Origin of the sequence: Pseudomonas sp. NFX71 (genome assembly GCF_048079215.1) — a bacterium.
Taxonomy (GTDB): domain Bacteria; phylum Pseudomonadota; class Gammaproteobacteria; order Pseudomonadales; family Pseudomonadaceae; genus Aquipseudomonas; species Aquipseudomonas fluorescens_B.
In genome coordinates this window covers 1,323,940-1,335,103 of record NZ_CP182230.1, presented here as the reverse complement: position 1 = coordinate 1,335,103, position 11,164 = coordinate 1,323,940, and the positions used below count along the sequence as shown (strand labels likewise).

The 11,164-nt window shown below is 58.3% G+C and carries 7 protein-coding genes and 1 tRNA gene; 1 reads left to right on the top strand and 7 read right to left on the bottom strand.

What is annotated here, in order from left to right; all coding sequences use genetic code 11:
* Window positions 1–175: 175 nt before the first annotated feature.
* A complete protein-coding gene (locus tag ACM1ZW_RS06210; RefSeq protein ID WP_031319160.1) occupies window positions 176–637 on the bottom strand; it encodes an Lrp/AsnC family transcriptional regulator in 462 nt (153 codons plus the stop codon).
* A gap of 239 nt (window positions 638–876) precedes the next feature.
* On the opposite strand from ACM1ZW_RS06210, the gene ACM1ZW_RS06205 reads away from it, so the two are divergent.
* Complete coding sequence (locus ACM1ZW_RS06205; RefSeq protein WP_416740802.1) at window positions 877–1,515, top strand: peptidase M41; 639 nt, start codon at window positions 877–879, stop codon at window positions 1,513–1,515.
* A 65-nt stretch (window positions 1,516–1,580) separates the two neighbouring features.
* On the opposite strand, the gene ACM1ZW_RS06200 is transcribed toward ACM1ZW_RS06205, so the two are convergent.
* The 6 genes from ACM1ZW_RS06200 to rpsU all read right to left on the bottom strand — a co-directional run bounded on the left by ACM1ZW_RS06200 (window position 1,581) and on the right by rpsU (window position 11,087).
* Window positions 1,581–1,889: a DUF3077 domain-containing protein gene (locus ACM1ZW_RS06200; RefSeq protein ID WP_414880222.1), complete on the bottom strand. Its 309-nt coding sequence runs from the start codon at window positions 1,887–1,889 to the stop codon at window positions 1,581–1,583.
* A gap of 646 nt (window positions 1,890–2,535) precedes the next feature.
* A tRNA-Ile gene (locus ACM1ZW_RS06195) sits at window positions 2,536–2,612 on the bottom strand.
* Window positions 2,613–2,627: 15 nt separating this feature from the next.
* A complete protein-coding gene (locus ACM1ZW_RS06190) occupies window positions 2,628–6,374 on the bottom strand; it encodes a bifunctional diguanylate cyclase/phosphodiesterase (RefSeq protein ID WP_414879263.1) in 3,747 nt (1,248 codons plus the stop codon).
* 121 nt (window positions 6,375–6,495) lie between these two features.
* The gene (rpoD, locus tag ACM1ZW_RS06185) at window positions 6,496–8,343 is read right to left on the bottom strand and encodes an RNA polymerase sigma factor RpoD (RefSeq protein WP_017341128.1); all 1,848 of its coding nucleotides are present in this window, start codon (window positions 8,341–8,343) and stop codon (window positions 6,496–6,498) included.
* Window positions 8,344–8,410: 67 nt separating this feature from the next.
* Window positions 8,411–10,390, bottom strand: coding sequence for a DNA primase (gene dnaG / locus ACM1ZW_RS06180; protein ID WP_017341127.1), 1,980 nt, complete (start codon window positions 10,388–10,390; stop codon window positions 8,411–8,413).
* 481 nt (window positions 10,391–10,871) lie between these two features.
* Window positions 10,872–11,087 (bottom strand): 30S ribosomal protein S21, encoded by a 216-nt coding sequence (gene rpsU, locus ACM1ZW_RS06175; protein ID WP_002551877.1) that lies wholly within the window; start codon window positions 11,085–11,087, stop codon window positions 10,872–10,874.
* Between the last annotated feature and the right edge of the window lie 77 nt (window positions 11,088–11,164).

The following is an 11,164-nucleotide window of genomic DNA, read 5'->3' as shown; positions in this document are numbered from 1 at the left end:
CGTTAATAAGACGCAATGTGTCGTCGTTTTGCTAATTAATTGATCAAAGTGACGATCTGGCGATACACACTGATCAATGTGGGAGCGAGCCTGCTCGCGATAGCGGTGTGTCAGTTAGTTTTATTTTCAGTGGCACACCGCTATCGCGAGCAGGCTCGCTCCCACAGGGAATCGTTTAAACCGGCTGCCCGCGATCAATCTTGCTGCTCAAAATGATCGACGTGGTCGTCTTCTCCACCCCATCCACGCTCCCGATCTGATCCAGCAACTGATCCAGCTGCTCCGGCGAATCGGTCCTTAACCACGCCACATAATCAAATTCACCACTGACCGCACACAACTGCTGCACCTGTGCCATCGCACTCAACCGCCGCAACACTTCCTTGCCCGAGCGCGGTTGCACCGTGATCCCGACGTACGCCTGCAAGCCGCCGTCCACCACCCGTTGACCCAACCTCACGCCATACCCGGTGATGACCTTGGCTTTTTCCAGCCGCGCCAGCCGTGACGTCACGGTGGTACGAGCGATGCCCAGCTGCCGGGCGAGCATGGCCACGCTTTCGCGGGCATTGAGCTGCAGGGCCGCGATCAATTGGCGGTCGATTTCGTCAAGCACAGGCGGGCGAGTGTCAGGCAAAGGTTGTCTCCAGCAACACACATCAATGGGTCCGCATGTTACAGCACCAATCGCATGCAGGATGTTTGGTCTAGCCTCAGTACCGTTCAGGCATTTTCACTTGCGAGACGGCCTACACCTGCACCGTCTACGGCAAAGTCTTCGCACTGGACACCGACACCGGCGCGCAACGCTGGGAGGGTGGACGCAAACCGTCAGGCATAGTCGAATGGGCTATCGAGGGATGTGAGGCGATGGACATGACGAACAGGATGCCTTCCGTTGTACGGGATCACGCATTACAGATCGCCCATCACGAAATGGGCCACTACGTCGTGGCCCGCGCATTGGGGTTTGCAACGGGCGGCGTGACCCTGTCGGTGACCATGGACTTGCGGCATCAAGGGGGCGCCGCCATTACCCTGGCGCGCCCGATTTCGTCGATGGAAGCAATGAAAGCGCATTTGGAAGCGCGGATGATGGTCCTGTTGGCCGGCGCTATGGGGCAGACATTGTCTTCATCCGGGAAGCGCGTCGACAAGTCGAAAGCCGTTGCCATCCTGAAAGGCGCTCAGGGGGCGGAGCAGGATTACGCCAAAGTAAAAGAGTTGCAGCATTTGCTGCGCAATATCACCTGTCCCGAAACGGAACCTGCGTCATCTGAGCGTATTTCGGCTGAGCTTAAAGCGATGACGGATCGTGTATGGAGTCGAACTCAGGAAGTCGTCGAGGATCTGGCGGATACGATTACCGAATTGGGAAGCGTGCTGGTCGACAGCATGGTCATCGTAGAGCAATGGGGCAGGGCGGCGGATACGTATGAGGTCGTTTTTACCCGGGAAATGATTGAGCGGTTGGGGCCAGTGCAAGCCATTCCCGCGTTGGGTGTCTGGGCTTAGCGCACCGGTCGATCCTGATGTGAAAGCCCCGAATTCTCGGGGCTCATTCCACGGCCAATTCGTCGCTATTTTTTGGGCTTCGCCTCGGTCCGATCGGGCACTCGCTCCAGCACCTTCACCGCATCATCAATCACTGCCTTGCTCATCGCCGTCAAATAATGCGCGGCCCAGATATGTCGGTCGGTATCGCGGTTAAAGGCAGCGTCTCTGGTCAGTTCCTTGGAAAGGAACAGAAAATCGGAGGCCATGGCTAACGCATCACTGAGGGGAACGTCTCGCGTGACATGGAACAGCGGTTGGTTCGAGCAGTAGATGAAGGGGGTGAGGCCGATGGTTTTCAGTTCTGAGGGCGGAGGTGAATCTGATTTGTTCATGGTTTATCTCCTAAGCTTGAGGAGCCGCCATGTTCGTTTCCAAGCGAATGGGTGGCGGCCGTGCGCAGGTTGGAAAACCGGGAGCCTAGGAAACCGGCACGTCCGAAGACGTCCCACGCACAGCCGCCATGACACAGGATTGCAGGCGTAAACGTCTGCGGTCATGTTGGGCACGTTGTTGTCATACGCTCGACGGGTTTCCAAGCCCGATCACTGAATGGTCAGCGACGTCCGGAGACTATCCCGTCGAAGAAAAGCGCAACAAGGCATCAAAGTGCCCAAAAAGGACGATTCGGAGTTTGCCTACAAGGTCTGCGGACGTCATCCGATATTCCGACACCAGAAGTAAACAAAAGCAGGCTCGGCGAGCGATTTCACAATTGATGAAGTGTTGGATGGGTGAGCCAAACGCATATACCCACCTTGCCTTTTTTCCTCTCGAACGATTAGAAAAACGCTGAACGCACTGGTTGGAAGGCGCTCTCCTAAGTTTCAAAAGAGGCGGCGAACTGGAAATCATCGCGACCTTTCCTGAGGGGCAGGTAAAGATCGAAAACTTTGCAAGCTGAGCGACTTAAGAACCAGTTCTAAAAAAACCAGTCATTCAGACACGAAAAAGCCGCGCATTCAGCGCGGCTTTTTTGTTTGGTGGGCCCACACGGACTTGAACCGTGGACCAAAGGATTATGAGTCCTCTGCTCTAACCAACTGAGCTATAGGCCCTCAGTAGGCCGCGGATTATAGCGACGGTTTCTCGGCTGTGCTATCCGAAAAATCCGATACGGCTATACGAAGAAACGTCGCGGCGAATTCGTCCGCCGGCAAGGGCAGGCTGACGATGTAGCCCTGAATCTGTTCGCAGCCTTCCTCCGCGAGGAATTGCTGCTGCGCGAACGTCTCGACGCCCTCGGCTATGACGGTGAATTGCATGCTGCGCCCCAGCGCGATGATCGCGCGAACAATGGCCGCGTCATGGGGGTCATCCGGCAGGCCGCGGACGAACGACTGGTCGATCTTGAGGATGTCCAGCGGCAGGCGCTTGAGGTAACTCAGGGATGAATAGCCGGTTCCGAAGTCATCGATGGCCAGTTGCACGCCCAGGTGTTTGAGTTGATGCAGCACCGCCAGCGCTTCCTCGGCCTGGCTCATGATGAAGTTTTCGGTAATTTCCAGTTGCAATAATCCGGGCTGAAGACGGTTGTCCTTGAGCAGTTGTTCGATCCGGCCGAGCAGGTTGGGCTGGCGCAACTGCGCGCCGGCGAGGTTGACTGACAATGGGCCGAGGCATTCATAAGTCAGATTCCATTCGTACATCTGCCGGCATGCGGTCTCGAGCACCCAGTCGCCGATCTGCAGAATCATCCCGTTCTCTTCGGCCAAGGGAATGAAGTGCTCCGGCGGCACGGCGCCGAAAGTCGGGTGATGCCAGCGGATGAGGGCTTCTGCCCCCACCAGGCGATTGTCGTCCAGGCTGATTTTCGGCTGGTAATGCAGCGACAGTTCATTGCGCTCGATGGCACGGCGCAGTTCGTGTTCCAGTGCGACCCGCTCGCTGGCCTGAGCGGTCAGGTCACGGGTATAGCTCTCGACCCGGTTGCGGCCCTTGGCTTTGGAGCGGTACATCGCCGCGTCGGCGTTCTTGACCAGTGTGGCGACGTCGCAACCGTCCTTGGGGTAGAGGCTGGTGCCAATGCTGGCGCTGATGAAGAACTCGTGCTCGCCCGCCTGGAATGGCGCAGAGAAGCAGTTGAGCAACTTGGTTGCGATGTTGTCGGCGTCGCTCGACTGTTGCAGGCCGGGCAGCAGGATGATGAATTCGTCACCACCGAGGCGCGCCACGGTATCGATGTCGCGCAACTGGTCCTTGAGGCGCACGGCGATGCCCTTGAGCAGCAGGTCGCCGACCGGGTGGCCGAGGCTGTCGTTGATGTGTTTGAAGCGGTCAAGATCGAGGAACAACACGGCGCCCTGGCCGCCGTTTTCCTGCTGATTGTTGAGTGCAGTCAGCAGTCGGCTCTCGAACAGCGTGCGGTTCGGCAAGCCCGTCAGCGGGTCGTGGTGCGCCTGGTAATCGAGTTTGGCCTGCGCGTGCTTGAGGCTGGAAATGTCCGCGAATACGGCGACAAAGTGGGTGATGAACTTGTCGCGGTTGCGCACGGCGCTGATGGTCAGCCAGCTCGGATAGAGCTCTCCGTTCTTGCGCCGGTTGGAAATCTCGCCCTGCCAATGGCCTTCGGCCGTCAGTTGATGCCACATGGCCGCGTAGAAAGCGCTGTCATGCAGGCCCGAGGCGAGCAGGCGCGGGGTGTGGCCGAGGGCCTCGCTTTCGCTGTAACCGGTGATTTCGGTAAACGCGCGGTTGACCGCGCTGATGTGCTGCTGGGTGTCGGTGATCAACACACCCTCGGCGGTGCTCTCGAACACGGTCGCCGCCTGTTGCAGTTTTTCCTGCATCAGGTGGCGCTCGGTGATGTCCCTCGCGATGGTCAGCATGCAATCTTCGTCGCCAATCGGCAGCGGACGGCTCGACACTTCGCAGAGGCGGATCTGCCCGTCGCTGCGACGGATATGGCAACTGAAGTCGCGGACGAAACCGTCCCGATGCAGCAGGTCGAGCATCTGTTTGCGTTCGTTGAGATTGACCCAGATTCCCAACTCCAACGCCGAGCGGTCCACGGACATCGCGCTATTGAAGCCGGTAATGCGGCTGAAACCCTCGTTGACCTCCAGCAGCAAACCGTCGCTCTGCCGGGACAGCAACAAACCGTCAGGCGAGGCGTGGAAAGCCTTGGCGAATTTTTCTTCGGAGGTTTGCAGCTGTTGCTGGGTTTCCTTGAGCTGGCTGATATCCCGCACGACCACCACCAGCGCCGGGGTGGTGTCGAGGTCGAAGGGTTCGGCAGAGATCAGGCCGGTAAAAACCTGGCCATTGTTGCGGCGAAAGGGCATTTCCAGGTTACGGATGCTGCCGGCCTGCAAGCGTTGCAGCAAGCCCGGCCCGACGCCGGGGACGCCCCAGATATTGAGGTCGGTGGCCGTCTGGCCGATGACGTCTTCTGCCTTGAGGCCGATCTGTTCTTCAAACGCTTCGTTGACCTCCAGCAGGCAGCCGTCGGAAAGACGCGCAATGACCAGGATGTCCGGGCATTGCTGGAAGACCGAGGCGAACTTCTGTTCCGACAGGCGCAGCGCCTCTTCGGTGCGCTTGGCCTCGCTGATGTCGATCATCAGGCCGCGCATCACCGGCTCATGACCGTGCTCGATCAGGCTGACGATGTCGCGTACCCATATGCAGCGTCCATCGGCAGTGATGACCCGGTAATCGAGGCTGTGATCGCGCCCGGCCAGCACTTCCTGATCGCAGAAGGTCTGGGCACGGGTCAGGTCGGCGGGGTGGATGATGTTGCGCCAGAAGCCTGGAATCAGCCAATGGGCCAAGGGGTAGCCGAGCAATTCTTCGGCGTGGGGCGACACATAGCTGTAGGTGAAATCGGTGATCCGCGCCTCCCAGGCAATGGCCGAAAGACTCTCCACCAGCCCGCGGTAATGGTATTCGCTGCTGCGCAGCTCCTGTTCCAGGTCGACGCGGCGGGCGATTTCCGAACTGAGGCGGCGGTTGATCCGAATCACGACCGCCAGCACCGTCATCAGTAGCAGCAGTCCCGGCAGGCCGTACACCAGCAGATCGGACCAGAATGTTCGATGATCGAGAACATTGCCGACCCAATGCTCCTGAATGGAGCTGATTTCAGCCGGGGTCATGTCTGCCAGGACTTTGTCGAGGATACCGACCAGAATCTTGTTTTCCCGGGGCACACCCATGGCCAGTTGATAGCGATAGGGCGTTTCGCCGCTGACATACAGTCCGTCGAGTTTGAGCTGTCGCAGGCTCCAGACACTGGAGGCGAGATCGCCGACCACCGCGTCCACTTCATCGGTCGCCAGTGCCTGCAAGGCTGAGCTGACGTTGGGCAATCCGACCAGGTTCAGATCGGGATGCTGAGTGCGCAGCAGTTCATGGGGCGCGTAGTTTTCCACCACGGCGATTTTCAGGCCGTACAGGTCTTCGAGTTTGCGCGGTTGCGCGCCGCCGACGTGGGCAAGTATGACAATTGGAAAGTCGAGGTAGGGACGCGTAAATGACAGGTATGCCTGGCGTTCCGGGGTCGACATGATGCCCGGTAACAGGTCCAGTTTGGCTTGCTTGGCCTGTTCGAGAACAACCGTCCAGCTCACGGGTTCGATGGGCGTGAGCTTGATAGCCAGGCGTTGGCGGATCAGGTCGATGTAGTCCGCCGCAAGGCCCTGATAGCGGCCCTGATCATCGCGAAACTCGAAGGGTGGCCATGACGCATCCACACCCAGGCGCAAGTCCGGGTGGGCCGCCAGCCAGCTACGTTCTTCGTCGGTCAGAGTCAGCGCGCCAGCCGTTGCGGTCCAGGTCATCAGCGACAGCAAAAAAAGCACGGTCGGCAGTCTGGGCATAACGGTCTCGTTATGGCTCGGGGAATGCTTCGAGTGTAGACGGGCTATTCGGCGGGAGGGAGGTGCGAGGGATTTTATCTGCACAAAGCAAAACCCCCGGCCTGGGCCGGGGGTTTTGTGATCACTCGTCGAGGAAGGAGCGCAAATGCTCGCTTCTCGTCGGGTGGCGCAGCTTGCGCAGCGCCTTGGCTTCGATCTGGCGAATCCGTTCACGGGTCACGTCGAACTGTTTACCAACCTCCTCGAGGGTGTGGTCGGTATTCATATCGATACCGAAGCGCATGCGCAGAACCTTGGCTTCACGGGCAGTGAGGCCGGACAGGACTTCGCGAGTCGCTTCTTTAAGGCTCTCAACGGTAGCAACATCGATTGGCGACTGCATGGTCGAGTCTTCGATGAAGTCACCCAGATGGGAGTCTTCGTCATCACCGATCGGGGTTTCCATGGAGATCGGCTCTTTAGCGATCTTCAATACCTTGCGGATCTTGTCCTCAGGCATTTCCATGCGTTCGCCCAGCTCTTCCGGGGTCGGTTCGCGACCCATTTCCTGCAACATCTGCCGGGAAATACGGTTGAGCTTGTTGATCGTCTCGATCATGTGCACCGGAATACGGATGGTGCGGGCCTGGTCGGCGATCGAGCGAGTGATCGCCTGACGGATCCACCAGGTGGCATAAGTCGAGAATTTGTAGCCGCGGCGGTATTCGAACTTGTCTACCGCTTTCATCAGACCGATGTTGCCTTCCTGGATCAGATCGAGGAATTGCAGGCCACGGTTGGTGTACTTCTTGGCGATGGAGATCACCAGACGCAAGTTCGCTTCAACCATCTCTTTCTTCGCGCGGCGGGCCTTGGCCTCACCGATCGACATGCGACGGTTGATGTCCTTGATCTCGGCGATCGTCAAACCGGTTTCGGTTTCCAGCGCGGTCAGCTTCTGCTGGCAACGAATGATGTCCGGCTGCAGGCGACCAATGGCTTCAGCGTATTTGCTTTTGCCTTTGGCCAGTGCATCGGTCCAGCTTTCGTCGACTTCATTGCCCGGGAACTGGCGCAGGAAATCGGCACGCGGCATGCGGGCATCACGAACGCACAGCTGCATGATCGCGCGCTCTTGCTGACGCAGACGATCCAGGGCACTGCGAACACGCTCGACCAGGCCTTCGAATTGCTTCGGCACCAGTTTGATCGGCATGAACAGCTCAGCCAGCAGCAACAGTTCGGCAATCGCCGCCTTGTTGTTGCGACCGTGCTTTTTCAGCGCCTTGCGGGTGATTTCCATCTGATCGGAGACAGCGCCAAAACGCTGTGCCGCGATGACCGGATCCGGACCGCTTTCGGCTTCTTCTTCGTCATCCGTTGCTTCGGCGTCATCGTCGTCGGTGTCGTCGTCCGCTTTCACGGCTTTCGGATCGACTGGCGGCGGCACTTCTGCAGCAGGCGGCGCAATGCCGTCGTCCGGGTCGATATAACCGCTCAGGACGTCGGACAGGCGGCCACCTTCGGTGGTGACGCGAGTGTACTCGGAGAGAATATGGTCAACCGTGCCAGGGAAGTGCGCGATTGCGCCCATCACTTCGCGGATGCCCTCTTCAATACGTTTGGCGATTTCGATTTCGCCTTCACGTGTGAGGAGCTCTACCGTACCCATTTCGCGCATGTACATGCGCACTGGGTCGGTGGTGCGACCAATGTCGGTCTCGACCGCTGCCAACGCTGCTGCTGCCTCTTCGGCCGCGGCTTCGTCGGTATCGGCGTCGGCCAGCATAAGGGAATCCTTATCTGGCGCAACCTCGAATACGTTGATCCCCATGTCATTGATCATGCGGATGATGTCTTCCACCTGTTCCGGATCTGAAATATCCTCCGGCAGGTGGTCGTTGACCTCCGCGTAAGTCAGGTAGCCCTGCTCACGACCAAGTGTGATCAACTCTTTGATACGAGACTGCTGTTGCGCTTTTCCGGACATAACACCCTATCCACTGAAGGTCTTGGCGGGCAAAAAACAAGCCGAGGATTATACCTGAGCTATGACCTCACGCGCCAGTTGAGGTCGGGTTTGGTGTAGCCATATTGCGTTTTAATAGGTCGCGCATCTGATTTGCGATCTGATTTGCTTCCTCTGCGGTCAATCCTGGCTGCCTTGCTTTTCTGATAAGTGCTTCAAGGCTATCGGTGTGTTGACCGGCTGATAGCCTAGTAATGGTGTCTAAAAACTGTTGTTCAAGGTTATCGCCCTTAATCAGCCATTCCTTTTCCGCCAATGCTTTGAGCAGACGACCCTGTTCAGTCCCGTGCCAGCGGGCCATTAACTGAATTGAGTTTAGCTTAGGATTTTTTTGCACCGCCTCGATGAGGGCCACCAGCAGTTGTGCGTAGGTGTTGCTCTCATTGGCGAAGTGATCGGCGGTTTCTACCTTGCCGGCCAGTTCCGGGTGATGAATGAGCGTGCGAAGTGCAATCAGTGTCGGGGCTTCCACGGCAATCGGTGTGCGCGGAGCGCTCGGTTGATCGCGATCACCGCCACGCTTGCCATTCTTGTCCCAGGGTTTCTTGTCCCATTTCTTGCCGCCGGCACCGGGTTTCTTCGGCGTCCATTCCTGCTGCGGCACATACATCTCTTGTGCCTGCGGCTGATGGTAGTCGCTGTAGTCCGGCATGGCGTCGTAATCGATGCCCGGGTCGTAGGCCGGTGGCGCGTCTTGAGGCGCGCTTTGTACCAGTTGGCTCACGGCCTCGCCGCTGAGGCCGGTGATTTCGGTCAGGCGCTGACGCATCAGGATGCGCAGGTTCGCACCCGGGACCTTGTCGATCAGCGGCGCGGCGAGGGTGGCCATGTGGGCCTTGCCTTCGAGCGAGCGCGGATCGGATTCCTCGGTCAGCTGCTGAAAGAAATAATCTGCCAGTGGCTGTGCGTGCTGATTGATTCGCGCGCGGAACGCGTCAGTGCCTTCGGAGCGGACCAGCGTGTCCGGGTCCTCGCCCTCAGGCAGGAACAGGAAACGTGCACGGCGCCCGTCTTGCAGGCAGGGCAGGGTGGCCTCCAGCGCTCGCCACGCGGCGTTACGGCCAGCCTGGTCGCCGTCGAAGCAGAACAACACGTTGGGCACAACGCGAAACAGTCGTTTCAAATGCTCTTCGCTGGTGGCGGTGCCCAGCGTGGCGACGGCATTGCGCAAGCCTTGTTGGGCGAGGGCTATGACATCCATGTAGCCTTCGACGACGATGATTTCATCGAGATTGCGGTTGTTTTTGCGTGCTTCATAAAGGCCGTAGAGTTCCTGGCCCTTATGGAATACCGGGGTTTCCGGTGAGTTCAGGTATTTCGGTTTGTCATCGCCCAGTACCCGGCCGCCGAAAGCGATGATGCGCCCGCGGCTGTCGCGGATCGGAAACATCACGCGATCGCGGAAGCGGTCATAGCGTTTGCCGGTTTCGGCGTTTTCGATCAGCAGGCCGGCATCGACCATGGCTTTCTGTTGCAGGGTGTCGCTGCTCAAGTGCTTGAACAGATTGTCCCAGCCAGGCGGGGCGAAACCGAGGCCAAAATCCCGGGCAATCTCGCCGGTCAGTCCGCGACCCTTCAGGTAATCCACAGCGGCTTTACGCGATGGATGGCTTTTCAGTGCCTGGCGGTAGAAATCGGCGGCGGCGGTGAGAAGCGGGTATAGCGGCGAATCGGTCGGCTGCCGCGGTTTGTGCGGCCGGCCGCTTTCTTCGCGGGGGATTTCCATGCCGGCGGCTTTGGCCAGTTCTTCGACAGCCTGGATGAAGTCCAGGTTGTCGTGGTCCATCATGAAGCCGAGGGCGTTTCCGCCAGCGCCGCAGCCGAAGCAGTAATAGAACTGCTTGTCGGGACTGACGCTGAAGGAGGGGGTTTTCTCTTTGTGGAACGGGCAGCAGGCAGTGTAGTTCTTGCCGGCCTTTTTCAGTTGCAGGCGCGAGCTGACCACATCGACGATGTCGGTGCGGTTCAGAAGGTCGTCAATGAAGCTCTGGGGAATTAGCCCGGCCATGGCGTTCTCGTCATCTGCGCTGAAATGGACCCGAAACGAAGGGCGGCCGAATACAGGTCGTAGTTTGAGGCGCGCAAAATGTGCGGCTCGACCAGTGTCGTCTGCGTAATCGCTGTCGGGAAGTGTATCTGCCGAAAATCCACTGACGTTAATGCCAATCAGTATTCGACTATTTGAAAGTGTTTCGCTGAATCCGCTGCGGCCAGTCGATGGCCTCGGATAGCTCATAAGCGGGCACGCAAGAAGGTGCCTTGGGCTGATCGTCGTGAGAGGAATCAGTGGGTGTGCTCGTCAGTAGCCTTGGAAGGCTCGTCAGAAAAGACGTGCACCGCTGGCAAAAGAGCCAGGTCTGACGCTGTGAAGCGGGTTTGTCTCGGTCGCATGTGCGGCTTTGACGGTGAAGCATCAAGCGATTTCCGCAAATGCCATAAGCCCGGCTGAGGGCCGGGCTTGGCAGAAGCTTGCTACGATCGTCTGTGTATTAGTACAGACGAACGGCGCGGCGCTGTTCGCGCTGAACTTTCTTGGCGTGACGCTTAACAGCGGCTGCTGCTTTGCGCTTACGCTCAGAAGTTGGCTTCTCGTAAAATTCGCGGCTACGAACTTCAGCCAGTACACCGGCTTTTTCGCAGGAGCGCTTGAAACGACGCAGAGCTACGTCGAAGGGTTCGTTCTCTTTTACTTTGACGGCTGGCATCCAGAGCTACCTTCATTCATTACCGGGGTCAACATCCTCGCGGCAAAAGAGCACTTGAAGACGTCGGTTTTTAAGGG